General features: G+C 69.3%; 22 protein-coding genes and 2 pseudogenes. 10 read left to right on the forward strand and 14 right to left on the reverse strand.

The annotated features are described in order from the left end of the window. The first annotated feature begins 38 nt into the window (after nucleotides 1-38). Entirely contained in the window at nucleotides 39-338 is a 300-nt protein-coding gene (locus tag AWB92_RS06115; protein ID WP_068188741.1) for a GlsB/YeaQ/YmgE family stress response membrane protein, read from the forward strand. Between the two features lie 48 nt (nucleotides 339-386). Beyond that, entirely contained in the window at nucleotides 387-1,415 is a 1,029-nt protein-coding gene (locus AWB92_RS06120; protein WP_085184511.1) for a zinc-binding alcohol dehydrogenase family protein, read from the forward strand. Nucleotides 1,416-1,419: 4 nt separating this feature from the next. On the opposite strand, the gene AWB92_RS06125 is transcribed toward AWB92_RS06120, so the two are convergent. Both AWB92_RS06125 and AWB92_RS06130 read right to left on the reverse strand, forming a co-directional pair. After that, a complete protein-coding gene (locus AWB92_RS06125) occupies nucleotides 1,420-2,163 on the reverse strand; it encodes a CPBP family intramembrane glutamic endopeptidase (RefSeq protein ID WP_085184512.1) in 744 nt (247 codons plus the stop codon). A 43-nt stretch (nucleotides 2,164-2,206) separates the two neighbouring features. Next, nucleotides 2,207-2,767, reverse strand: a complete 561-nt coding sequence (locus AWB92_RS06130) for an ABATE domain-containing protein (RefSeq protein ID WP_085184513.1) — start codon at nucleotides 2,765-2,767, stop codon at nucleotides 2,207-2,209. 81 nt (nucleotides 2,768-2,848) lie between these two features. Here AWB92_RS06130 and AWB92_RS29770 point away from each other — a divergent pair, with 81 nt between their 5' ends. Next, complete coding sequence (locus AWB92_RS29770; protein WP_156766615.1) at nucleotides 2,849-3,016, forward strand: hypothetical protein; 168 nt, start codon at nucleotides 2,849-2,851, stop codon at nucleotides 3,014-3,016. Nucleotides 3,017-3,076: 60 nt separating this feature from the next. Here AWB92_RS29770 and AWB92_RS06135 read toward each other — a convergent pair. The 4 genes and pseudogenes from AWB92_RS06135 to AWB92_RS06145 all read right to left on the reverse strand — a co-directional run. Further along, nucleotides 3,077-4,000: pseudogene (locus AWB92_RS06135) on the reverse strand (hypothetical protein); the annotation flags it as partial. Between the two features lie 30 nt (nucleotides 4,001-4,030). After that, nucleotides 4,031-4,513 (reverse strand): annotated as a pseudogene (locus tag AWB92_RS31265) (PE family protein); the annotation flags it as partial. A 21-nt stretch (nucleotides 4,514-4,534) separates the two neighbouring features. Beyond that, the gene (locus tag AWB92_RS06140) at nucleotides 4,535-6,922 is read right to left on the reverse strand and encodes a phosphoketolase family protein (RefSeq protein WP_085184514.1); all 2,388 of its coding nucleotides are present in this window, start codon (nucleotides 6,920-6,922) and stop codon (nucleotides 4,535-4,537) included. Between the two features lie 158 nt (nucleotides 6,923-7,080). Further along, entirely contained in the window at nucleotides 7,081-7,929 is an 849-nt protein-coding gene (locus AWB92_RS06145; RefSeq protein WP_085184515.1) for an SDR family oxidoreductase, read from the reverse strand. Between the two features lie 46 nt (nucleotides 7,930-7,975). Between AWB92_RS06145 and AWB92_RS06150 the strand changes: the two genes are divergently transcribed. The 4 genes from AWB92_RS06150 to AWB92_RS06165 all read left to right on the forward strand — a co-directional run bounded on the left by AWB92_RS06150 (nucleotide 7,976) and on the right by AWB92_RS06165 (nucleotide 10,618). Continuing rightward, complete coding sequence (locus AWB92_RS06150; protein WP_241523378.1) at nucleotides 7,976-8,503, forward strand: GNAT family N-acetyltransferase; 528 nt, start codon at nucleotides 7,976-7,978, stop codon at nucleotides 8,501-8,503. A gap of 91 nt (nucleotides 8,504-8,594) precedes the next feature. After that, complete coding sequence (locus tag AWB92_RS06155; RefSeq protein ID WP_142281957.1) at nucleotides 8,595-9,011, forward strand: hypothetical protein; 417 nt, start codon at nucleotides 8,595-8,597, stop codon at nucleotides 9,009-9,011. Between the two features lie 72 nt (nucleotides 9,012-9,083). After that, on the forward strand, nucleotides 9,084-9,758 hold the full coding sequence (locus AWB92_RS06160) for a TetR/AcrR family transcriptional regulator (RefSeq protein ID WP_085184518.1): 675 nt from the start codon (nucleotides 9,084-9,086) through the stop codon (nucleotides 9,756-9,758). Between the two features lie 56 nt (nucleotides 9,759-9,814). Beyond that, a complete protein-coding gene (locus AWB92_RS06165; protein WP_085184519.1) occupies nucleotides 9,815-10,618 on the forward strand; it encodes an SDR family oxidoreductase in 804 nt (267 codons plus the stop codon). Nucleotides 10,619-10,625: 7 nt separating this feature from the next. On the opposite strand, the gene AWB92_RS06170 is transcribed toward AWB92_RS06165, so the two are convergent. Together AWB92_RS06170 and AWB92_RS06175 are read right to left on the reverse strand one after the other, a co-directional pair. Further along, nucleotides 10,626-11,123 (reverse strand): DUF427 domain-containing protein, encoded by a 498-nt coding sequence (locus tag AWB92_RS06170; protein WP_085184520.1) that lies wholly within the window; start codon nucleotides 11,121-11,123, stop codon nucleotides 10,626-10,628. Nucleotides 11,124-11,188: 65 nt separating this feature from the next. After that, nucleotides 11,189-12,091, reverse strand: a complete 903-nt coding sequence (locus tag AWB92_RS06175) for an undecaprenyl-diphosphate phosphatase (protein WP_085184521.1) — start codon at nucleotides 12,089-12,091, stop codon at nucleotides 11,189-11,191. Between the two features lie 152 nt (nucleotides 12,092-12,243). Between AWB92_RS06175 and AWB92_RS06180 the strand changes: the two genes are divergently transcribed. The 3 genes from AWB92_RS06180 to AWB92_RS06190 all read left to right on the forward strand — a co-directional run bounded on the left by AWB92_RS06180 (nucleotide 12,244) and on the right by AWB92_RS06190 (nucleotide 18,505). Then, nucleotides 12,244-14,652: a CoA transferase gene (locus AWB92_RS06180; RefSeq protein WP_085184522.1), complete on the forward strand. Its 2,409-nt coding sequence runs from the start codon at nucleotides 12,244-12,246 to the stop codon at nucleotides 14,650-14,652. A 134-nt stretch (nucleotides 14,653-14,786) separates the two neighbouring features. Beyond that, complete coding sequence (locus tag AWB92_RS06185) at nucleotides 14,787-16,271, forward strand: acetyl-CoA acetyltransferase (RefSeq protein WP_085184523.1); 1,485 nt, start codon at nucleotides 14,787-14,789, stop codon at nucleotides 16,269-16,271. Between the two features lie 110 nt (nucleotides 16,272-16,381). Then, nucleotides 16,382-18,505, forward strand: coding sequence for a hypothetical protein (locus AWB92_RS06190; RefSeq protein WP_085184524.1), 2,124 nt, complete (start codon nucleotides 16,382-16,384; stop codon nucleotides 18,503-18,505). Nucleotides 18,506-18,511: 6 nt separating this feature from the next. Here the strand turns inward: AWB92_RS06190 and AWB92_RS06195 are convergent, their stop codons facing one another. The 6 genes from AWB92_RS06195 to AWB92_RS06220 all read right to left on the reverse strand — a co-directional run bounded on the left by AWB92_RS06195 (nucleotide 18,512) and on the right by AWB92_RS06220 (nucleotide 24,785). After that, on the reverse strand, nucleotides 18,512-19,237 hold the full coding sequence (locus tag AWB92_RS06195) for a DUF72 domain-containing protein (protein ID WP_068177054.1): 726 nt from the start codon (nucleotides 19,235-19,237) through the stop codon (nucleotides 18,512-18,514). A 7-nt stretch (nucleotides 19,238-19,244) separates the two neighbouring features. Next, complete coding sequence (locus AWB92_RS06200) at nucleotides 19,245-19,880, reverse strand: endonuclease (protein WP_085184525.1); 636 nt, start codon at nucleotides 19,878-19,880, stop codon at nucleotides 19,245-19,247. A 43-nt stretch (nucleotides 19,881-19,923) separates the two neighbouring features. Then, nucleotides 19,924-20,256, reverse strand: a complete 333-nt coding sequence (locus tag AWB92_RS06205; RefSeq protein ID WP_085184526.1) for a TfoX/Sxy family protein — start codon at nucleotides 20,254-20,256, stop codon at nucleotides 19,924-19,926. A 148-nt stretch (nucleotides 20,257-20,404) separates the two neighbouring features. Next, complete coding sequence (locus AWB92_RS30360) at nucleotides 20,405-20,896, reverse strand: hypothetical protein (protein ID WP_241523379.1); 492 nt, start codon at nucleotides 20,894-20,896, stop codon at nucleotides 20,405-20,407. Between the two features lie 217 nt (nucleotides 20,897-21,113). After that, a complete protein-coding gene (gene lon / locus AWB92_RS06215; protein ID WP_173817363.1) occupies nucleotides 21,114-23,426 on the reverse strand; it encodes an endopeptidase La in 2,313 nt (770 codons plus the stop codon). Nucleotides 23,427-23,540: 114 nt separating this feature from the next. Next, a complete protein-coding gene (locus AWB92_RS06220) occupies nucleotides 23,541-24,785 on the reverse strand; it encodes an alpha-hydroxy acid oxidase (protein WP_142281964.1) in 1,245 nt (414 codons plus the stop codon). Between the last annotated feature and the right edge of the window lie 15 nt (nucleotides 24,786-24,800).

Consider the following 24,800-nt stretch of genomic DNA (forward strand, 5'->3'; position numbering starts at 1 on the left):
AGTGAGCTGGCTTTGCCCTCGATTGCAAGGAGGCCCGCATGGACGTCATGGCAGCAACCGACTTTCTCGCCCGCTCGACGACAACGACCAGCGTCGGCTGGATCGGCTACATCATCATCGGCGGGCTGGCAGGGGCGCTGGCCAGCAGGATCATCAGGGGCAGCGGGGCCGGCATCCTGATGGACATCGTCATCGGCATCGTCGGCGCGTTGATCGGCGGCTTCATCCTGAGCTTCTTCGTCAACACCGCGGGCGGCGGGATCATCTTCACCTTCTTCACCGCGCTGCTCGGCGCGGTGCTCCTGCTCTGGGTGGTCGGCATGGTTCGCCGGGCCTGACCCGGCCTAACCCGTTGCGGCCGTGCCGGATCCCGGCATGATGGGGTGATGGCCGAAGCGGCGACGACCACGACGATGCGCGCGTGGCGGGTGCGCCGCCCCGGCCCCATGGCCACCGGCCCACTCGAGCAAGTCACCGCCGAGGTGCCGCGGCCCGCACCGTCGGAATTGCTGGTGGCCGTGCGGTCGTGCGGCGTGTGCCGCACCGACCTGCACGTCACCGAAGGCGACCTGCCGGTGCACCGCAACGGGGTGACGCCCGGTCACGAGGTGGTCGGCGAGGTCGTCGAAGTCGGGGCCGAAGCCGGCGACGAGTTCAGAACGGGCGACCGGGTGGGCATCGCCTGGCTGCGCCACACCTGCGGCGTGTGCAAGTACTGCCGCCGCGGCAACGAGAACCTCTGTCCGGATTCCCGCTACACCGGGTGGGACGCGGACGGGGGATACGCCGAATTCGCCACCGTCCCAACCGCTTTCGCGCACCACCTGCCGAGCGGCTACAGCGACAGCGAGCTGGCGCCGTTGTTGTGTGCGGGCATCATCGGATACCGGTCCCTGCTGCGCGCGGAGCTGCCCCCCGGTGGGCGGCTGGGCCTCTACGGCTTCGGCGGGAGCGCCCACATCACCGCGCAGGTCGCGTTGGCTCAGGGCGCCGAGGTGCATGTGATGACCCGCGGGGCCGAGGCGCGCGAGCTGGCGCTGCAACTCGGCGCCGCGTCGGCCCAGGGCGCGGCCGATCCGCCGCCGGTGCCGCTGGACGCCGCGATCCTTTTTGCGCCGGTCGGCGAGCTGGTGCTGCCCGCGCTGCAGGCGCTGGACCGCGGTGGCACCCTGGCGATCGCGGGCATCCACCTGTCCGATATCCCGCCGCTGAACTACCAGCGTCACCTGTTCCAGGAGCGCCAGGTCCGATCGGTCACGTCGAACACGCGGGCCGATGCGCGCGCATTCCTCGACTTCGCGGGCGAACATCGCATCGAGGTGACCACGCCGGAATATCCGCTTGCCCGCGCCGATGAGGCCCTGAGCGATCTGAGCGCCGGTCGCATCGCCGGCGCCGCGGTGCTGCTCGTCTAACCGCTCAGGTCGACAGGTGCCAGACCAGCGCCGCGGCCAGGGCGCCAAGCCCGTTCAGTGACCAGTGCAGGGCGATCGGCGCGATCAGGCTGCCGCTCCGCCGGCGCAGCCAGCTGAAGACGAAGCCGGCCGCCCCAGTGGCCAGGACGGCCAGCGTCACGCCGGCCACCATCCCGGCGAAGCCGCCGCCGAACAGCCGGGTGAAGCCGACGTTGTTGCTGGTGAGCCCCAGCGACGTGGCGACGTGCCACAGACCGAACAGCAGCGACCCGCCCAGCGCCACCCCACGAAAGCCCCAGGCCCGGTTCAGCGCGCCGTGCAGCACCCCGCGAAATGCCAGCTCCTCGGGAATCACGGTCTGCAGCGGGATGATGACCATCGAGGCGATCAGGGCGCCGGAGATCGTGGCGTAGTGGTTGTTCAGGAACATCGGCCGGGTCATCGGCAGCAGGATGCCGATCGCGATGACCGACGCCACGACGGACACGGCGCCAAGCGCATAGGCCAGCCCGGGCCGCCAGTGTTCGCGGCCGAGGCCCAGGTCGGTCCAGCCCAAACCGCGGTAACGCATCAAGGCGACGAGGCCGACGGCGGCGGCGGGCACGGTCGCGATGCTCGCCCATGGCGTGGTGAAGTGCGCGATCAGGTTGGTCAGCACCAGCACGACGACCACCACGGCGATGTCGAGATGGAATCGGAACGGGTGCGGCGCCACGAGATCGGTGTCGGCAACCGTCGCGTCGGGCATTGGGCCAGCTTACCTGCCGGTCGCGTTCGCCCACCTCAGTCGCTCAGGAAGGCTGGGCCGCGGCGGCTTGCTGGCGGGCGCGGAAGGCCTGGACTTTCGCTCGGTTGCCACAGGTGCGCATCCCGCACCAATGCCGGTTCTGGGCTCGCGACGCGTCGACGTACAGGCGCGTGCAGCCGGGGTGGGAGCACCTTTTGACCTTGCCGATGTCGGGTCCGGCATAAAGGTCGAGGAGGTCGGCGGCCAGGCCCGCGAGCAGCTGTTGCACGGTACCGCTGCGGCTGACCGATCCGTCCGGATGCAACGTCGGCGTGAGCTGGGGTCGGGACGCGTATGCATTCAGCAGATCAACGTCGGCGGCGTCGGGCCGGCCGCCGTCAAGGCCCGCGACGACGACCCGGTAGATGGCTTCGCGCACCGCGATCGCCGTCGCGACTTCATCGTCGGTCATCTCGAGCGGCGTATCGACCAGCCCAGCACCGACCGCCCAGTCCGACACCCGCTGCGGGTCGGTCAACAATTCCTCGCGACGCGCCGAGCCCCGATACTTCAGCGTGCCCGCGAAGTCCAAACACCGCCGCCCGCTCACGTAGACGAACTTCATGTAACCACCTTGACAGGTTTCAACGCTCACGACAATATGTAACTATCTAAGACGGTTACATATCCGGCGGAGGGAGAACTCATGGCTACGACGGTGTGGACGCTGGTCTCCATCCTGGTCATCGCGCCGTTGGGCGCCCTGGCCGTTGACCGCCCCCTGCACGGCAATTGGATCTGGCATATCGACGCCGACAAGCCGAGGGACTACGGCGAGCCTTCCGGCGCCACCGGCGAACCCCGCGCCGCGTAGCCGCGGACGATCGGGGTACCAGCTCACGGGCTCGTTAGGCTCGCGGCTCGCAGTTCAATGTCAGAACAGGCCGAAGAAACCCGACTGGTCATTACCCGTGTTGAAGCCCCCGGAGCTGTCCATGCCCGAGTTGAAGAAGCCCGTGTTGTAGCCGCCGATGCCCGAGTTGAAGAAGCCCGTGTTGTAGTCGCCGCCGCCCGAGTTCCCGATGCCGGTGTCCCATACGCCGCTCCCCGAATTGAAGAACCCAGTCTTGTGGCAGCCGGGGCCCGTGTTCGAGTTCCAGAAGCCCGAGTTATTGAGGCCCTGGTTAAAGAACCCAGAGTTCCCGATACCTGTGTTTCCGTAGCCCGAGTTCGGACCAGTTTGGTTGACCGAGCTGCCGAAACCCGTGTTCAGGTTGCCCGAGTTGTAGAAGCCGGTGTTGATGTCGCCCGAGTTTCCCCACCCCGTGTTGAAGTCGCCGGAGTTGAAGCTTCCCGTGTTGTCCGAGCCGGTGTTCTCGAAGCCCATGTTGTTGGTGCCGGCGTTCCCGAAGCCCATGTTGTAGTCGCCCGGGTTTGCAAAACCCATGTTGTAGTCACCCGAGTTTGCAAAGCCGGTGTTGACCTCGCCCGCGTTCCAGAACCCTGTGTTGGTGTTGCCCGAGTTCGAGAAGCCGAAGTTACCAGTACCCGAGTTGAAGAAGCCGACGTTGTTATTACCCGAGTTGAACAACCCGATGTTGTTGTTACCCGAGTTCCCGAAGCCGAAATTTCCGACGCCGGAATTCAGCGCGCCGACGCCCACCATGTTGTTGCCGGTGAGCCCAAAGCCGAGGTTTCCATTGCCGTGGTTCCCCAAGCCCATGTTGTTGCTGCCCAGGTTGCCGAAGCCGACATTGTTGTTGCCAGTGTTTCCGCTTCCCACGTTGAAGGCGCCCAGGTTTCCGCTGCCCAGGTTCGCGCTGCCGTTGTTCCCGAAACCGAGGTTTGTGCTGCCGAGAACCTGCAGAGGCGAGGCATTCGCGGTTTCGGCCAATGCGTAGCGCCCTGCGCCGACATTCAATAGCTGCACGAACTGGTCATGAAACACCGCCGCCTGTGCCCCTAGCGCCTGGAAGCGCTGACCGTGGGCGGAAAACACCGCCGCAATGGCCGCCGACACCTCATCCGCAGCCGCGGCCAGCACGCCAGTCGTCGGGGTCGCCGAGGCGGCTTTCGCGGCGCTCAACGCCGAGCCGATGTTGGACAGATCCGTTGCCGCCGACGCCAAGGACTCGGGTGCCGCCACCAGATACGACATGAAGATTCTCCCGTCCGGCCAGTACCGAACTTCCGGTGGAAGGCACTGTAACGAGTTTCTGCCCGGTATTTTCGTCGTTTGGCAAACCGTTAGTACGCCGCGAGCGATCCGTCCGCGGCCGAAGGGATGACCAGGCGGCCGCCGGGTGGGTCGCGGTGACTGGGGTAGGTCGCGTCGTGCGGGTTCGGGGCGGCACCGACGGCGCCAGACCATCGGGCGGCCCCGTTCCCCAGCTCAGTCCGCTTCCCAGGTCCACCCCGAGATCGCCGGGTCGTCCTCGCCGTGGTCACGGGTGTAGGCGCGAGCGGCGAGGCGGGCGTCGACCATTCGCTGCCGCAGCACGGCGGCCTGGCTGGCCAGCCCGTCCACCCGGTCGATGACGTCGATGACCAGATGGAAGCGATCGAGGTCATTGAGCATCACCATGTCGAACGGCGTCGTCGTGGTGCCGCGCTCCTTGAAGCCCCGCACGTGGATGTGCGGGTGGTTGGTGCGCCGGTAGGTGAGCCGGTGGATCAGCCACGGATAGCCGTGGTAGGCGAAGATGACCGGCTTGTCGCGGGTGAACAGCGCGTCAAACTCCTTGTCCGGCAAGCCATGTGGATGCTCGGATTCCGGTTGCAGCCGCATCAGGTCGACGACGTTGACCACCCGGACGGCCAGGCCGGGTAGTTCGCGCCGCAGGATGTCGGCGGCCGCGAGCACCTCCAGCGTCGGGATGTCCCCGGCGCAGGCCAGCACCACATCGGGCTCGGCACCTAAAGACTTAGCCGTGCTCGCCCACGGCCAGATGCCCAGGCCCCGCGCGCAGTGGGCGATGGCCTGGTCCATGTCCAGGTAGGCCAGCGCGGGCTGCTTGCCGGCGACGATCACGTTGATGTAGTTGCGGCTGCGCAGGCAGTGGTCCGCCACCGACAGCAGCGTGTTGCCGTCCGGCGGCAGGTACACCCGCGTCAGCTCGGCGCGCTTGTTCGCGACCAGGTCGATGAATCCGGGGTCCTGATGCGACGCGCCGTTGTGGTCCTGGCGCCACACGTGGGAGGTCAGCAGGTAGTTCAGCGACGCGATCGGCCGCCGCCACGGCAGTTCCCGGCTGGTGGCCAGCCACTTCGCGTGCTGGTTGAGCATCGAGTCGACGATGTGCACGAACGCCTCGTAGCAGTTGAACAGGCCGTGCCGGCCGGTCAGCAGGTAGCCCTCCAGCCAGCCCTGGCACAGGTGCTCGGAGAGCACCTCCATCACGCGGCCGTCGGGCGCGAGGTGCTCGTCGTCGGGCCCGATTTCCGAAAGCCACACCTTGTCGGTCGCCCCGTAGACGGCGTCGAGCCGGTTGGAGGCGGTCTCGTCGGGGCCCATCAGCCGGAACCGATCCGGGTTGCGCGCGATCACGTCGCGCAGGAAGGTGCCCAGCATCCGGGTGGCCTCGTGCGTCTCGGCCGCCGGCTGCGGCACGGCCAGCGCGTAGTCGCGGAAGTCGGGCAGGTCGAGGTCGTGCAGCAGCAGCCCGCCGTTGGTGTGCGGGTTGGCGCTCATCCGGCGATCCCCGCGGGGCGCCAGCGCCCGCAGCTCGGGGCGCAGCGCGCCGTTGCCGTCGAACAACTCCTCGGGCCCGTAGCTGCGCAGCCATTCCTCCAGCTGCGCGCGGTGGTCCGGATTGTCGTGGGTCTCGGCCAAAGGGACCTGGTGGGCCCGCCAGGTGCCTTCCACCTTCTTGCCGTCGACCACTTTGGGGCCGGTCCAGCCCTTCGGGGTGCGCAGCACGATCATCGGCCAGACGGGCCGCTCCGCGCGGCCGCCGGTGCGGGCGGCGCGTTGAATGGCCGCGATGTCGTCGAAGGCGTCGTCGAGCGCGGCGGCCAGCTGCTGATGTACGTTGGCCGGGTCGTCACCGGCGACCGTGATGGGCCGGTAGCCGTAGCCGCGCAGCAGCGATTCCAGTTCGGGGTGGGGGATGCGGGCCAGCACGGTCGGGTTGGCGATCTTGTAGCCGTTCAGCTGCAGGATGGGCAGCACGGCGCCGTCGGTGACCGGGTTCAGGAACTTATTCGAGTGCCAGCCCGCGGCCAGGGGCCCGGTCTCGGCCTCGCCGTCGCCCACCACGCACGCCACCACCAGGTCCGGGTTGTCGAATGCCGCCCCGAAGGCGTGCACCAGCGCGTAGCCCAGCTCGCCGCCCTCGTGGATCGACCCGGGCGTCTGGGCCGCGACGTGGCTGGGGATGCCGCCGGGAAAAGAGAATTGCCGGAACAACTTTCGCAGTCCCTCGGCGTCTTCCTCGATGCCGGTGTACACCTCGGTGTAAGTGCCCTCCAGGTAGGCGTTGGCGACCAGCCCGGGCCCGCCGTGACCGGGACCGGTGACGTAGATGACGTTGGCGTCGCGGTTGCGAATGACCCGGTTCAGGTGCGCGTAGATCAGGTTGAGCCCGGGCGTGGTGCCCCAGTGACCCAACAGCCGGGGTTTGACGTGCTCGGACGACAGCGGTTCGCTCAGCAGCGGGTTGTCCAGGAGGTAGATCTGGCCAACCGACAGGTAATTGGCTGCGCGCCAATACTTGTCGATGAGGGCGAGTTCGTCGTCGGAGAGGGCTGCGACATCCGTAGTCGAGGTTTCTGCGGTCACCCGGCCGATTGTCCGCGCCTTCGGTGAACGGCGCTTGTCGCGGGCTAATCCCGACGGCGGCGACCCGCGTCGCCCGGCTCCGCCGCGCTCGCGATCGCCGACTAATCCCGACGGCGGCGACCCGCGTCGCCCGGCTGCGCCGCGCTCGCGATCGCCGACTACTCCTCCCCGCGGGCCCGCGTCTCGTAGGCCCGCCGCTTCTCGACATCCACGTCGTCGGTGAAGACGCGGTCGCCGCCGAGCAGGCGGTTGAGCCCCTCGGCGATTCTGCGCGGCCAGAATTTCTGGGAGACGACCATCGCGCCGGCGGCCCTCGTGATCCGCACCCGTGGCCTGGGGTGGGCCACCAGCCGCACGATCGCGTCGGCGATCTCGGCGGGCTCGGCGTTGCGGAACCCCTTCATGCCGGGGGTCCCGGCGACGAGCTCGGTGTTGACGAACGTCGGCAAGACCGTGGAGAACTCCACACCGGCCGAGCGGTACTCCAGCCGGGCCGAGTCGGTGAACGCGATGACCGCGTGCTTGCTGGCGCAGTAGCTGGCCAGGCCGACGATGTAGAGCTCGCCGGCCAGGGAGGCGACGTTGATGACGTGCCCGGATCGGCGGGGGACCATGCGCTGCACCGCCAGCTTGCTGCCGAGGATGACGCCGTAGACGTTGATGTCGAGGATGCGGCGGGTGACGGCATCCGGCTCGTCGATGATCCGCCCGACGGGCATGATGCCGGCGTTGTTGATCAGCACGTCGATGGGGCCGAGCTGGCGCTCCACCTCATCGAGGAAATCCGCGAACGAATGCGGGTCGGTGACGTCGAGTTTCCCGTAGACGTCGAGGCCGAGCGCGGCACCCGATTCTTTCACCCGCACCTCGTCGATGTCCCCGATCGCGACCTTGGCGCCCAGGTTGTGCAGCGCGGTCGCGGTGGCCAGCCCGATCCCGCGGGCGCCGCCGGTGATGACGACGACCTTCTCGCGCACCTTCACGCCGATTGAAGCCGTGTCTGCCATCTTCGTCGTCCTTCCCGAAGTTTGACGGGTGTCAATTTTGGCGATTATGCCCGATACTGCACCCGTGATCGAGGTGCGGGCGGCCGTCCCGGCCGACGCACGCGACGTGGCCCGGGTGCAGGTCCGGTCGTGGCAGTCGGCCTATCGCGGGCTGATCGACCAGGCCTACCTCGACGGCCTGACTCCCGAGTTCTTCGCCGGCCGGTACACCTTCGGTCGGGTCGGGCTTCGGCTGCCGTCAACCGTGGTCGCGGTCGACGGTCCCGCGATCCGCGGCCTCGCGACCATCGGACTGTGCCGCGAGATGGAGTCCCCGAATTTCGGTGAGCTGATGGCGATCTACGTCGACCCCGGGCACGCGCGAACCGGGATCGGGCGGCTGCTGATGGCGGCCGCGCGCGAGCGGCTGCGCCGGCTCGGCGTGACCGGAGCCGTGCTGTGGGTGCTGGACGGGAACCTCGGCGCCCGCCGGTTCTACGAACGCGACGGGTGGCGGTTCGACGGAGCTTGCCGCACAGAGACTTTCGGTGACACACCCGTGCGACAGGTGCGCTACCGCTGCGCGCCGGTCTGAGTCGGTCCCCACGCGACTTGACGCCCACCGTTGCCCGCGACGCGCCATCCTGGTATGTTTACGGCGATAACATCGCAGGGAGGCATCAGCGGTGAAAGTGATGTTCGACGGTGAGAACCCGATGCCGGCGACGCAACCGGGTGCGGACGGTTATCCGTCGGTGTGGTTGCAACTGCAGGTACGGCGGATGACACATCTGACGACCTTCGCGGTGGCCATACCCTCGGTGATCGAGCATGCTAAAGCCTTCCCCGGCATGGTTCGCTTCGGGTTCGATATCGACTGGGAGCGCGCCAGATTCCGCACGTTCGGAGCCTTCGACAGCGAAGCTTCGCTGCGCGATTACATCGCCGATGGCGCACACGGGGCCATCTACCGACGCCTGCGCGGCCGGCTCGGTGACGTATCGGTCAACTACGGCACGCTTGCCGTCACGGCTTTACCAGCCACGTGGGACGAGGTACCGCAATCGCGTTTCACCAAAGACCAGACGACGCACACTAAATGACGTTGCGGACCGTTCCGCACACTACGGTGAGTCTCGCCCGGAACCAACGAGCGGCGATGTCACCATAACGCCATGCCACGACGGCCAGACGCGCATCGAACCCGGTCATCCACCGACACCTACCACCACGGGGACCTTCGAAGGGCTCTGCTTGACCACGCGGTGGAACTCGCCCGCGCGGGTGGCCCGGACGCGGTGGTCATGCGTGACGTGCAGCGCCGGGCGGGCGTGAGCAACGCCGCGGCCTACCGTCACTACGCGAACCGCGACGAATTGCTCGCCGCGGTCATCGGCTACGCCTTGGAACGGCTGGCCGCCATGATGCACGAAGCCCTGAACACGGTGCCGCCACGCGGTGATCGAAAGCGCCGGGCGCTGGCAAGATTCCGTGCCACCGGCCAGGCGTACGTCGACTTCGCGCTTGCCGAACCAGGGCTGTTTCGCACCGCTTTCGCGGCCCATCCGGCAAGCCTCCAAGCCGTCGAGGCCGTCGAGGCCGCCGAAGCCGCCGAAGACGTTGCGGGCGAACAGCATCCGTTTCAACTCCTGCGCCGCTGCGTCGACGACCTGGTGGCGACCGGGGTGATCGATCCTCGCCAACGAGCCGGCCTTGACGAGGCGGCGTGGGCCGCCGTCCACGGTTTGGCCATCTTGTACTTGGACGGGGCGCTGAGCGGCCTGGGGGAGCCCGAGAAGCGACAGGTCACCGGCCGCTTGCTCGACACCTTCGAGCGCGGCATCGGCTAGCGAGGGTTCTCCCCCGTATGTTGACACCGATAACATCGGATGGTTATCGTTGCGCAATGGACGCCAGTCGATTTCGCAGCCGCTACGGACCGTGGGCCCTGGTCACCGGAGCCAGCGACGGCATCGGCCGCGCGATCGCCGACGAGCTGGCCCGCCGCGGTCTCAACCTGGTGCTGGCGGCGCGAAACCAGGCGCGGCTGGAGGCGATCGCACGGGAACTCAACGCCGCCACCGGAGTCGAAACCCTGGTCGTGGCAGCCGATCTTGCCGACGCCAACGGAGCCGATGCGGTGGCCGATGCGACGAGGAACATAGACGTCGGCCTCGTCGTCCTTGCCGCGGGTTTCGGCACCGTGGGTCCGTTCACCGACTTGGCCCTCGCGCCAGAACTCGAGATGATCGCGGTCAACATCACCGCGGTGACCGCGCTGACGCACGCGTTCACCCCCCGACTGACCCACCGCGCAAGCGGCGGCATCGTGTTGTTCGGGTCGATCGTCGGATGGCAGGGCGTCCCAGGGCAGGCCACCTACTCGGCGACCAAGTCCTACGTCCAGAGCTTCGCTGAGGCGCTGCACGGCGAGCTGAAGCCGCAAGGCGTCGACGTCATATCGGTGGCACCGGGTCCCGTGCACACCGGCTTCGGCGCGCGGGCCGGGATGACTATGAATTCGGCGACCACGCCAGAGGTAGTCGCCACAGCCGCCCTCTCAGCCCTAGGACGGCGGACCACCGTCGTGCCCGGTCTGCAGGCGAAGTTTCTGACCGCGTCGCTCACGCCGCTACCCCGACGCCTCCGCAGCGAGATCCTTGGAAACGTGATTCGGCGGATGCGGGCCGCGCCCGCACCGGCCGCCTGAATGGTCATCACCAACCTGTGGAGCCGGGGACGCCTTTGAACGGACCGGTGATCCAGCTGGTGATCCAGCCTCCGTAAAAGCCGCCTGGTTGTGGCACGACTGCCTCACCGTTGACGGTGCAGCGGTCGACCTTCGCCGCCAGCACCGCGACCGCGCCGCGTATCGGCGCAAACCCGCGCGACGGGTTCACGTAGCTCCACGCGGCCTTCGCTGCGGCAGCATTAGCGGTCACCAAGTCGTAATAGGTGGCCTGCCCTTTCCACTCACACCACGAGCTTCCGGACGCCGCACGCAGCGTCGCGCCGGCGAAGGCTTCCCGCGGGAGGTAATAGGTCGGCGGATGACTGGTCTCGAGCACGCGCCAGGCCTGTTCGGTCGACGCGATCACTTCGCCGCCCAGCTCCACGGTGATCAGCCCGGTGAAGGGCTCGACCCGAGGCGGTCGTGGATAGTCCCACACCGATTCCCGTTCGGGCCCGTCTCCCCGCCCCTCGGAACGGCTCATTGCACAGTCTCCGAACTCGTCGATCGACCTTCGGTCGCGATGAGCCCAGGTTAGGCGAACCCGGTCTAGTGCACGCTCAGCCACACCAGGCTGGCGCCGCCCACGACGGCGCAGTAGACCGCGAACGGCGTCAGGGTGCGCGTCTGGAAATACCGCGTCAGAAACCGCACGGCCAGGTAGGCGCAGACGAACGAGGCGACGCTGCCGGCCAGGACCTGGCCGCCGATCCCGGCACCGAGCGGGCCGAACAGGTCCGGGATCTTGTACACCCCGGCCGCCAGGATGATCGGCGTGGCAAGCAGGAACGAGAAGCGGGCGGCGTCCTCGTGCGACAGCCCGCGCCACAGGCCGGCCACCATCGCAATGCCGGAGCGGCTGATGCCAGGCAACAGCGCCAGGATCTGCGAGGAGCCGATCACCAGCCCACGACCCATCGGCAGTTGGGCCAGCCGGTTGTCGATGGCCTCGCCGCGATGGTCCTCGTGCTCCTCGTCGCCGGTCGGTGAAACGCGGCGGCGCAGGACCTCGCCGGCATACAACGCGATGCCGTTGAGCAACAGGAAAGCGGCCGCCGGAATGGGTTTGCCCAGCGTAGTCCGGAACAGGTGCTCGAGGGCCACCCCGGCCAGGCCCACCGGGATGGTGGCGACGACGATCAGCCAGGCCAGCCGCTCGTCGGCCGTCTGAATCCGGCGATGCCGCAGCGAGGAGAAGAAGCCGGCCACGATCCGCACCCAGTCCCGCCAGAAGAACACCAGCAGCGCCGCGGCGGTCGCGACGTGCAGGCCGACGATGAAGGCGAGGTAGGGCGATTCGGGCGTGGAGACGTCGAGGTCCCGGCCCCATTGCCCACCGACCAGCGCCGGCACCAACACCGAGTGCCCCAGGCTGGAGACCGGGAACAGCTCGGTGACGCCCTGGAACGCGCCGACTACCACGGCCTCGACATAGCTCAAGTGCGCGGTCATTGGGTGGGCGCCTCCATCCGGGGTCACTGCCGACAAGAACTACCGAGCGTAGCCGGTCGGAATTCGCGCGCGAACCGGCTTGGGCTGCTGCGCATTTGGCCACCGGACACGTGCGCGCGGGCCGCCGCCGACCAGGCAGGTACGGTGAGCGGATGGCGGAGGGGCTGCTCGAAACCGTGCGCGTGCTGGACCTGTCCAGCGGCAACGCCGACGCGGTGACCCGCCTGTTTGCCGACCTGGGCGCCGACGTCCTCAAGATCGAATTCCCCGGCGGCAGCATGGGCCGCGACGACCTGCCGGCGCTGGCCGGCGCGAGCATCCCGTTCGCGCTGCACAACGCCAACAAGCGCGCCGCGGTGCTGGACCCGCTCGAGGACGGCGACTGCGGCCGGTTCCTGGACCTGGCCGCCGAGGCCGACATCGTCGTGGACAGCGGCCTGGCCGGACACATCGGCGCGTTCGGGATGACGGGCGCGGAGCTGGCGGCCCGCTACCCGCACCTGGTGGTGCTGTCGGTCACCGACTTCGGCGAGACGGGTCCGCGGTCCGCATGGCGCGCCACCGATCCGGTGTTGTTCGCGATGTGCGGCTCGTTGGCCCGATCCGGTCCCACCACCGGCACCCCGGTGTTGCCGCCGGACGGCATCGCCTCGGCCACCGCCGCGGTGCAGGCGGCGTGGGCGGCGCTCGTCGCCTACTACAACCGATTGCGCTGCGGCACAGGCGATTACATCGATTTCTCCCGGTTCGATGCCGTGGTGATGGCGCTCGACCCGGCGTTCGGCGCGCACGGGCAGGTCGCCGCCGGCATCCGCCACAGCGGCCGGTGGCGGGGGCGCCCGAAGAACCAGGACGCCTACCCGATCTGCCCGTGCAAGGACGGCTACGTCCGGCTGTGCGTGATGGCGCCCCGGCAGTGGCGGGGGTTGCGTCGCTGGCTGGGGGAGCCCGAGGAGTTTCAGGACCCCAAATACGACGCGATCGGCGCCCGGATGGCGGCGTGGCCCGAGATCAGCGTGCTGGCCCAGGCGTTGTTCGCCGACCAGACAATGAAGGACCTGGTCGCCGCCGGTCAGGCGCATGGTGTGCCGATCGCCGCGGTGCTGCCGCCGTCCTGGGTCCTGGGCTCCGAACATTTCCAAGAGGTGGGCGCGATCACCGAGGCGGAGCTGCTGCCGCGGGTGCGGACCAGCGTGCCCACCGGGTATTTCGTCGTCGACGGGCAGCGCGCGGGCTTCCGCACGCCGGCCCCAGCCATCGGCCGGGACCAACCGTATTGGCGCGGGAATCCGGTGCTGGTGCGGGCACCGTCGGGCAGGGTCGGCGACTATCCGCTCACCGGGCTGCGGATCCTCGATCTGGGCATCATCGTCGCGGGCGGGGAGCTGAGCCGGCTGTTCGGCGACCTGGGCGCCGAGGTCATCAAGGTGGAAAGCGCCGAATACCCCGACGGGCTGCGGCAGGCCCGCGAAGGCGACGCCATGAGCGAGTCGTTCGCGTGGACCCACCGCAATCACCTCGGGCTGGGCCTCGACCTGCGCAGCGCCGAGGGCAAGGACATCTTCCGCCGGCTGGTTGCCGAGGCCGACGCGGTGTTCGCCAACTTCAAGCCGGGAACCCTTACCGCCCTTGGCTTTAACTACGAGGCGCTGCGCGCTATCAACCCGCGGATCGTGCTCGCCGGCAGCAGCGCCTACGGCAACAGTGGCCCCTGGCGCACGCGGATGGGCTACGGCCCGTTGGTCCGCGCCGCCACCGGGGTGACCCGGCTGTGGACGTCCGATGAGGCGGACGACGACGCGGACACCGGCACGGGACGGCACGCCTTCTACGACGCGACGACGATCTTCCCCGATCACGTGGTTGGGCGGGTCACCGCGATCGCGGCGCTGGCGGCGTTGATTCATCGCGATCGCACCGGTGGCGGGTCGCACGTCCACATCTCGCAGGCCGAGGTCGTGCTCAACCAGCTCGACACCCATTACGTCACTAAGGCCGCGCTGGCCGCGGGCGTCGGCCCGATCCGCGACGACACCAGCCTGCACGCGGTCTACCCGTGTGCGGGCGACGACGAATGGTGCGTCATCTCGATCGGCTCCGACGACGAATGGCGCTGCCTCGCAGAGCTTCTCGACCACCCGCAGTGGATCGACGACCCGCGGTTCGCGACCGGCGAGGCGCGCCTTGCCAACCGCCGCGAATTGATCGAGCTGGTGTCGGCCTGGACCCGCACCCGCACCCCGCTGCGCAACACGGAACTGCTGCAGGCGGCAGGTGTCGCGGCCGGGCCGATGAACCGCCCGCCGGACATCCTCGAGGACCCTCAGTTGATCGAGCGGAAACTGTTCAGCGACATGACCCATCCGCTGATCGAGCGCCCGATGCCCGCGGAGACGGGCCCGGCGCCGTTTCAGCACATCCCGCCGGCGCCGCAGCGCCCTGCGCCGCTGCCCGGCCAGGACACCCGCGCCATCTGCCGCAACCTGCTGGGGATGAGCGCCGACGAGACCGAGCGGCTGATCCGGGACGGGGTGCTGTTCGCGACGCCGGGGCCTGCCTAGCCAGGCTTAGGGTCCCAGGGCTCCGAACGCCACGCTGGCGTGACGCTCGGCAACCAACGCCACGCTGGCGTGACGCTCGGCAGCATTCCCGGGCTGCGGGCCGGCCGGATCCATAGGCACGCTAAATTCGTCGGATGACCGTCGATCCCAGGACACCGGTGTTGATCGGCTACGGCCAGGTCAACCACCGCGACGAAATCGACCCGGCGACGCGGTCGGTCGAACCGGTGGACCTGATGGCCGTCGCGGCCCGCGAGGCCGCGGACGCCCGGGTGATCGAGGCGGTGGACTCCATCCGCGTGGTGAACGTGTTGTCGGCCCACTACCGCGACCCCGCGCTGCTGCTGGGCGAGCGGCTGGGCGCGGAAGAGTTCAGCACCCGCTACAGCCCTGTCGGCGGCAACGTCCCGCAGACGCTGGTCAACCAGGCCTGCCTGGACATCCAGGCGGGCCGGGCCGGTGTCGTGCTGCTGGCCGGCGCCGAGACGTGGCGCACCAGGCGGGGGCTGAAGGCCAAGGGCGGCAGGCTCGAGTGGACCGTGCAGGACGAATCCGTGCCGTTGGGCGAGGTCACCGGCGAGGACATCCCGATGTTCGGCGACGCGGAGCTCAAGAGCGGGCTGAACCTGCCGGCATTCGTCTACCCCCTGTTCGAACAGGCGCTTCGCATCGCCAACGGCGAGTCGGTCGACGACCACCTCCGGCGCGTCAGCGAGTTGTGGGCGCGGTTCAACGCCGTCGCGGTCGACAACCCGCACGCGTGGATCCGCAAGCCGGTGACCGCCGAGGAAATTCGGCGGGCCGGACCGCAGAACCGGATGATCAGCTGGCCCTACACCAAGCTGATGAACTCCAACAACATGGTCGACCAGGGCGCCGCGCTAGTCCTGGCGTCGGTCGAGCAGGCGCAACGGCTGCAGGTCCCCGCCGACCGGTGGGTGTACCCGCACGCCGGCACCGACGCCCACGACACCCCGTCCATCGCCGAGCGCGACGAGCTGCACCGCTCGGCGGCCATCCGCATCGCGGGCGCGCGCGCCCTGCAGCTGGCCGGCCTGGGCATCGACGACGTCGACTACGTCGACCTGTACTCGTGCTTCCCATCCGCCGTGCAGGTCGCCGCCGCCGAACTCGGCCTGAGCGCCGACGACCCGGCCCGCCCGCTCACCGTCACCGGCGGGCTGACCTTCGCGGGCGGCCCGTGGAGCAACTACGTCATGCATTCCATCGCCACCATGGCCGAATTGCTGGTGGCCAACCCGGGCCGGCGCGGCCTCATCACCGGCAACGGCGGCTACCTGACGAAGCACAGCTTCGGGGTCTACGGCACCGAGCCGCCGGCCTCGTTCCGTTGGGAGGACGCACAGCCGGCCGTGGATCGCGAACCCACCCGGGAGGGCCTGGTCGAGTGGGACGGCGTCGGGACCGTCGAAGCGTGGACCACACCGTTCGACCGCGAGGGACAGCCCGAGAAGGCATTCGTGGCGGTGCGGACGCCCGACGGGGCCCGCACCCTGGCCGTCATCGCCGATCCCGACGCCGCCGAGGCAACGGTGCGCGAAGACATCGGTGGCGCCAAGGTTGCCGTCACCCCGGACGGCATCGCGTCGCTGCGGTAACCGGCGGGTTACAGCACCACGGGCCAAAGGTCCCGAAAACGGGGTAACGGTCGCGTAAGTGACATCAACTTGCCTATTGTCGGGTTGGACGTTGGGGGAGGTGAGCCCAGGTGCACGTCCTGGTTACCGACGCCACCGGCGCCGTAGGCCGGCTGGTCGCACGGCAACTCATCGCTGCCGGGCACACGGTCAGCGGGATAGCTGAACACCCCCATCCCTGCCTGGAACCCGCGGTCGAACTCGTTTGCGCGCCGTTGAGCGACCCCGTCGTGCAAGACATGGCCGACGAAGCCGACACGCTGATCCACCTGGCCCCGGCCGACCCCAGCGCGCCCGGCGGCGCCGACGTCGACGGGATCGCCCACGTGACCCATGCGGCCGCCCGCGCCGGCGCGCGGCTGCTGTTCGTGTCCCAGGCCGCCGGCCGGCCCGAGCTCTATCGACCCGCCGAGGAGCTGGTGTCCACGAGCTGGGCGCCGAGCCTGGTCGTCCGGATCGCGCCGCCGGTCGGCCGCCAGCTCGACTGGATGGTGTGCCGCACCGTGGCCACGCTGCTGCGCGCGAAGGTTTCCACCCGGCCGATGCGCGTGCTGCACGTCGACGACCTGGTCCGGTTCCTGGTTTTCGCGCTGAGCAGTGACCGCACCGGCGTTGTGGACCTCGCCACCCCGGACACCACCAACTTGGTCACCGCGTGGCGGCTGTTGCGCGCCGTCGGCCCGCGTTCGCGGCTGAACGGGGTTCGCAGCTGGTCGAAACTGGTTCCGAAGATGGATATCACTGCGGTGCAAGAGGATTGGGGCTTTGAATTCGGCTGGCAAGCGCTCGAGGCGGTCGCCGACACCGCGCGCGGCCTCGCCGGGCGCCGGCTCCTTCCCGAGGGCGCGCTCAGCCACGGCGGCCAGGTGGCGCTGCCGGTGGAGGTCCTCCCGCGGCCGCGGCCGTCCGACGAATTGCGCAGCGCGGCCCCCGAGGGGCTGGAGGGCGAGTTCGACGACCGCATCGATCCCCGGTTTCCGGTCTTCAGCGCGGCCCGGCTCGCCGAGGCGCTGCCCGGCCCGCTGACGCCGATGACGCTCGACGTCCAGCTGAGCGGGCTGCGCACGGCCAGCCGGGTGCTGGGACAGGTGCTCGCGCTCGGCGGCGTGGTCGACGACGAGTGGAGCAGCCGGGCGATCGCGGTCTTCGGCCACCGCGCCTACGTGGGGGTGTCGGCCAACGTCGTCGCCGCCACCCAGCTGCCCGGATGGGACCAGCACGCCGTCGCCCGGCACGCCCTGGCCGATCAACCCCAGGTGGGTGACGTCCTGCCGTTCGGCGAGCCGAGGCTGGCCGAGGGCGCGCTCGGGTCGCTCGCCAAAGCGGTCGTGACGGCGCGCTCGCTGACGGTGATGCGCCACCTCAAGCGGGACACGCTGGCGTACTCCGCGGCCGCGGAGGTCGAACACGCCGATGCCGCGCAGCTGACGGCGCTGCCCGACGCCGCGCTCGAGGTCCGGTTGCCCCTGCTGCGGGATCGCATCCACCAGGGCTGGATCCTCACCGCGTTGTGGCTGATCGATTCGGGCGTGACCGCGGCGGCGCTGCAGCCCATGCGTGCCGCTTCCCGGGTGTCGGGGATGGGCATGATCATGGAAAGCGCCCGCATCGCGACCGAGACCGCCGAGCTGGTGGCGGCGTTGCGCAGCGATCCGCCGTTGTGCGCGCTGGCCGCTGAGGGCAACGTCGGCAGCATCCGCGCCCTGTCTCCCGATACCGCCGCCGCCCTCGACGCCGTCGTCGCCAGGATCGGGCACCGCGGGCCGGGTGAGGCCGAGCTGGCCAGCCGGGTGTTCAGCGACGATCCGGCGATGTTGCTGACGGCGGCCGCCGCGCTCGCCGCATCCGAAGGGGGCGCCGCCCCCGGCGGCCCGGCCCCGGCGCCGAACCTGGTGCGGCGGGTGGCCGCAAACGCCCGCGCGTCGCGCGAGCTGGCCCACGACACCACCCTGCGGTTCACCCATGAGCTGCGGATGACGTTGCGCGAGTTGGGATCCCGGCGCGTCGCGGCGGACATCCTCGACGCTGCCGACGACGTCTACTACCTCACCTGCGACGAACTGTTCACCATGCCGGCCGACGCGCGCCTGCGGGTCAAGCGTCGCCGGGCCGAACGGGAGCGGTTGCAGGTCCAACGCCCGCCCGACGTCATCGACGGGCGCTGGACGCCCGTCGACCAGGGCGGCGACGCCTGAGCCACATCAACCCAGCAGCCCGCGCAAGAACAGCGCGTTGCGTACCGCGTGGCCGCCCAGGTCGTTGTTGAAATACATCCACACGTCCCTGCCGTCGCGGTCCCATTCGGTGATCTGGTCGGCCCAGCGCCGCAGCTGCTCGTGCGAGTAGCAGCCCGCGTAGATCGCGTCCTGGTCCGGGCCGTGCATGCGGATGTACACCAGATCGGTGGTGGCGCGCGGCACGCACGCCAGGCCGGCGCCGCTCATCACCACGTAGGCGGCGCGGCGGCGTTCCAGCAACTCGTATACGGCCGGGTCGTTCCACGACGGGTGGCGCAGCTCGACGGCCACCCGGATCGGCTCGGGCACGCTGGCCAGGAAGGCGTCCAGCCGCGCGTCGTCGCGCTGCTGCTCGGGGTGCAGTTGGACGAGCAGCACCCCGCGGCGGTCGCCCAGCAGCTGCCAGCAGCGCTCGAACCGCTCGATCCACGGCTCGGGGGATGACAGCCGGCGATAGTGCGTCAGCCCGCGATGCGCCTTGACCGACATCCTGAACCCGTCGGGCAGCTGATCGCGCCAACCGGCGAACGTCGAATCCTTCGGCCAGCGATAAAAACTCGCGTTCAGCTCGACGGTGTCGAAGACCTCGACGTAGCGGGCCAACCGTCGCGCCGACGGCAAACCGGTCGGGTAGAGCACATCCGCCCAATGGTTGTAAGACCATCCGGAGGTGCCGATCCGGACGGTCAACGCCGGCTCATCCGGCCACCTGCCGGCGCACGTCGTCGTCCAGTGATGCCCGCACGAGCGCGGCCGCCAGCCGCGCGTTGGCCCGAGGAGCGAGGGCGCCCAACTTCGCAGGCTGAGCCGGCAGGCCCAACCGCCTGGCCGCCGTGGTGGCGCGGTCGTCGAAGTAGGGCCGCACCCAGGGCCAGACGTCTTGCACTTCGCGCAGGTAGATATCGGCGCCGGTGTCGCCGATTCCCTTGAAACTCTTCAGCATTCGTTTCGCCGTGGCGACGTCCTGGTGGCAGCTTTCGGCCATTTCCCGCAGATCGCCGTGGTACTCGTCGCGGACCCGCTCGGCGATGTCGGTGAGCCGGGTGGCCGAACTCTCGTCGTAGCGCACGTAGTGGGCGCGGCCGAACGCGCTGATCATGGTGCGCCGGTCGGATGCCAGGACGGCCTTGGGGGAGCGCAGGCCCGCCTTGAACAATTCACGGCCGGCGCTCATCGCGACGGCGGCGTCGATCGGCTTGCTGGCGAGCATGCACAACACCAGCAACTGGAACAGCGGCATCGGCTTGTCGTGGATCTTGACGCCAGCCTCGGCCGCATACGTCGTGCCGGCGACCTTCAGCAGCCGCCGCACCACTTCGTCGCGCTTGTCCACACCGCACCGCTTACCCGAACCACCCTCGAGCAAACCGCGGCACTCACTTCGGGGGCAGGCCGCGGGCGTAGCCGACGCCCTTGGCGACCCAATCCTGCAGCTGCCGTTTCGTTCCCACGCCGCCGGCCTCGACGCGCAGCCAGCCGCGCGCTTCCCGGCCCCCCATCACCATGGGCCCGACGTGGGCACGCTTGAGCAGTTTGTCGGTCTCCTCCGGCGGTACCCGCACCAGCAGCCCGCCCTGTCCGCTGGCGGCCACGGACATGTTGCCGTTGATCAGGAACGCCAGACCACCGAACATTCGCTTTTCCTCGACGCCGCGCTCGGAGCCGAGCAGTTCGCGGATCCGGTTGGCCAGGTCTTCGTCGTAGGCCATGGGCCGACCATAGCGCCGGGGTCCGACAAGCACCGAGCCTGCGGACTTACCGGCTCGGCGATGTGTCAGTAGCGCGACACCCAATAACGCGGAACAGCCGCCCCCTTTCGGGGGCGGCCGCCCGCATTCGGGTTGTTAGGTCCCGGTTTTAGCGGGGGGTTCCGACGGTGCCGCCGCCGTTGACCTGACCGCCGGCGTTGCCCGCGGGCGTGTACGCCTGGAAACCGGCCGACGTGTTGACGCCCCACTGGCCCACGTCCGGGTTGAACACGACCGGAAGCTGGGTGCCGTCGGGGTCACCGACTGGCGGAACCCAGGTGGCCGGCAGTCCGTAGCGGCCCGGGTCGTTGTAGTGCCCCGGCGGCGGGAAGCCGTTCTGGCCCGGGGGAAGCGGGCTGCCGGGCGCGTTGCAGTTCACGCCGGGCGCACCGGGGTTACAAATCGGCTGCCCGGGCAGCGGCTGGCCCGGACCCGGCAGGTCGCGGTCCCCGCCCGGCACGTTCGGCCCGGGCACGTTGGGGCCCGGCCCCGGTACGTTCGGGCCGGGATCGGCGAGCGCGAAACCGGCGCTCAACCCGAGCGCCGCGGACCCGAGGCCACCGGCCATCGCGGCGGTGGCGGCGATCTTGGTGAGATTCATGTGAACTCCTTGTCCAGCTTGGCTGCGACGCACGCAGCGCAACAGCATTGACGGTGTTGTTCAGTTATTTCCCCAAGCTCCGGGTTTGGGCCGAGGGACGGGGGATGACCCCCTGGTCCCTCGGCTACCCGAGTCGGCGGAACCGAAAACCCGCCGACGGCAATTCATTGGCAGCAGACTCCCAGGTTTACGACAAGCTCCTGGCAGCCACGGCCCCCTAGGCGGCGACGGTCGCGGTCTGTGGCGCGGGTTCGAGCGCCAGCGCGACGATCTCCGCGACGTCCGTCATCGGCTTGACGTCCAGCGCGTCGAGCACCTCGCCGGGCACGTCATCCAGATCGGGCTCGTTGCGCGCCGGGATGAAAACCGTTGACAGACCGGCCCGTTGGGCGGCCAGCAGCTTCTGCTTCACGCCGCCGATCGGCAGCACCCGGCCGTTCAGCGTGACCTCGCCGGTCATGCCGACATCGCTGCGCACCTGGCGGCCGGTGGCCATCGACACCAGCGCGGTGACCATCGTCACACCGGCCGACGGGCCGTCCTTGGGCACCGCGCCGGCGGGCACGTGCACGTGGATGCGCCGGTCCAGCGCCGTCGGGTCAATGCCGAGCTCCGCGGCGTGTGAGCGCACGTAGGACAGCGCGATCTGCGCGGACTCCTTCATCACGTCGCCCAACTGACCGGTGAGCTGCAAACCCGGCTCGCCGTCGGTCGCCCCGGCCTCGATGTAGAGGACGTCGCCGCCCAGGCCCGTCACGGCCAACCCGGTGGCCACCCCGGGCACCGCCGTGCGCTCGGCCGACTCGGGGGTGAACCGCGGACGGCCCAGGTAACCAACAAGATCGGGCTCGTCGATGGTGACCGGTTCGTCGGCGATCTTGGTCGTCACCTTGCGCAGCGCCTTGGCCAGCAGCCGCTCGAACTGCCGAACCCCCGGCTCGCGGGTGTAATCCGCGGCGATCTTGCGCAGCGCGGCGTCGGTGACGGTGACCTCGTCGTCGTTCAGCGCCGCCCGCTCCCGCTGCCGGGGCAGCAGGTAGTCGCGGGCGATGGCGACCTTGTCGTCCTCGGTGTATCCGTCGATCTGCACCAGCTCCATGCGGTCCAGCAGGGCCGACGGGATGTTCTCGATCACGTTGGCGGTGGCCAGGAACACCACATCGGACAGGTCCAGGTCTAGATCCAGGTAGTGGTCGCGGAACGTGTGGTTCTGCGCCGGGTCCAGCACCTCGAGCAGCGCTGCGCTCGGGTCGCCGCGGTAGTCGGAACCGACCTTGTCGATCTCGTCCAGCAGCACAACGGGATTCATCGATCCCGCCTCGCCGATGGCCCGGACGATCCGGCCCGGCAGCGCGCCCACATAGGTGCGCCGGTGGCCGCGGATCTCGGCCTCGTCGCGCACGCCGCCCAGGGCGACGCGCACGAACTTGCGGCCCAAAGCCCGGGCCACGCTCTCGCCCAGCGACGTCTTGCCGACGCCGGGAGGACCGGCCAGCACCATCACGGCGCCGGAGCCGCGCCCGCCGACGACCTGCAGCCCGCGCTGCGCGCGGCGGGTGCGCACGGCCAGGTATTCGACGATGCGGTCCTTGACGTCGTCCAGCCCGTGGTGGTCGGCGTCCAACACCGCCCGCGCCGCCGTCAGGTCGGTCGAGTCCTCGGTCCGCACGTTCCACGGCAGGTCGAGCACGGTGTCCAGCCAGGTGCGGATCCAGCCGCTCTCGGGGCTCTGGTCGCTGGAGCGTTCCAGCTTGCCCACCTCGCGCAGCGCGGCCTCGCGCACCTTCTCGGGCAGGTCGGCGGCCTCGACGCGGGCCCGATAATCATCGGATCCGTCGGGCTCGCCCTCGCCCAGTTCCTTGCGGATGGCCGCCAGCTGTTGGCGCAGCAGGAACTCCTTCTGCGTCTTCTCCATGCCGTCGCGGACGTCCTCGGCGATCTTCTCGTTGACCTCGACCTCGGCCAAGTGCGAGCTGGTCCAGTCGATCAGCACGCGCAGCCGCTCGGCCACGTCCACGGTCTCGAGCAGCTGGCGCTTCTGCACGTCGGTGAGGTAGGACGCATACCCGGACGTGTCCGCCAGCGCCGACGGGTCGGTCAGGCTGTTGACGTAGTCGACGATCTGCCAGGCCTCGCGGCGCTGCAGCATGGCCAGCAGCAGTTTCTTGTATTCCGCCGCCAGGGCCTTGACCTCGTCGGTCGCCGGTGTTTCGGGCGCCTCGGTCACCTCGACCCACAGCGCGGCGCCGGGCCCGGATGCGCCCGCCCCGATGTGCGCCCTGCGCTCGCCACGCACGACGGCCGCGGTGCCACCACCGGCGATCCGGCCGACTTGCAGAATCTTCGCGATCACACCGTGGGTGGGGTAGCGGTCGTCCAGCCGGGGCGCGATCAGCAGCTGCCCCGATTCGCTCGCCTGTGCGGCGTCGATCGCCGCCCGGGCGGCGTCGTCCAGGGCGATCGGGACCACCATTCCGGGCAACACGATCGTCCCGGTGAACAAGACCGGAACAGACTTGGCTTCAGCCATTAGGTCCTCCAAAAGTTGAGTCTGCTGCGCTTAACCCAGCCGAGCGCGGGTTTGTTCCCGACCAATGCTGCCGTCATGCTGGCGCGAGGCTGGACCTCGAACGTCGCGCTGGCGTTACGCTGGCGGCGAAATCGGCCCTAGCCGCCGCAGTTGGCTCACGTGCTTGGGCGATAGCTCCTCGAGGCAGGTGGCGCCCAGCAGCGCCATCGTCCGCGTTATCCCGCTCTGCAGGATCTCGATCGCTCGGGTCACACCCGCCTCGCCGCCGGCCATCAGCCCGTACAGGTAGGCCCGCCCGATAAGCGTGCACCGTGCGCCCAGCGCGATCGCCGCGACGATGTCGGCGCCGGACATGATGCCGGTGTCGACCAGGATCTCGGTGTGCTTGCCCAGTTCGCGGGCGACGGTGGGCAGCAGGTGAAAGGGCACCGGGGCCCGATCCAGTTGGCGCCCACCGTGATTGGACAGCACGATGCCGTCGACGCCGCGGTCCACGACGGCGCGGGCGTCGTCGAGCGTCTGAATTCCCTTGACGACCAGCTTGCCGGGCCATTGGGCCTTGATCCATTCCAGGTCATCGAAGGTCAGGCTGGGGTCGAACATCGTGCTGAGGTACTCGCCGACGGTGCCCGACCAGCGATCCAGCGACGCGAAGGCCAGCGGTTCGGTGGTCAGCAGGTCGAACCACCACTTCGGGTGCGGCACCGCGTCCAGCACGGTGCGCAGCGTCAGGGTCGGCGGGATCGTCATGCCGTTGCGGTTGTCGCGCAGCCGCGCACCCGCGACCGGGACGTCGACGGTGGCCAGCAGGGTGTCGAAGCCCGCGTCGGCCGCGCGCTTCACCAGCGCCATCGAGCGGTCGCGGTCTCGCCACATGTAGAGCTGAAACCATTTGCGTCCCTGCGGAACAGCGGTCACCAAGTCTTCGATCGCAGTGGTGCCGAGGGTGGAGAGCGAGAACGGGATCCCCGCCCGCGCGGCCGCCCGCGCGCCGGCGATTTCGCCCTCGGTGTGCATCAACCGGGTGAATCCGGTCGGCGCGATCCCGAACGGCAGCACCACCGGCTGGCCCAGAACGTCCCATCCGGCGGTCACGTTGGAGACGTCGCGCAGGATGGTCGGGTGAAACTCGATGTCGCGGAACGCCTGTCGGGCCCGCGCGATGGACAGCTCGTCGTCCGCCGCCCCGTCGGTGTAGTCGAACGCCGCCCTGGGGGTGCGCCGTTTTGCGATGCGACGCAGGTCCTCGATGGTGAACGCGGCGGCCAGGCGGCGCTTGGTCGCGTCGAACTGCGGCCGTTTGAACTGCATCAGCGGCGCCAGATCGCGCACCTTGGGCACTCGTCGCTTGACCACAATGTGCAACGGTAGTCG

The sequence above is a fragment of the Mycobacterium sp. IEC1808 genome, assembly GCF_002101935.1.
Classification (GTDB): domain Bacteria; phylum Actinomycetota; class Actinomycetes; order Mycobacteriales; family Mycobacteriaceae; genus Mycobacterium.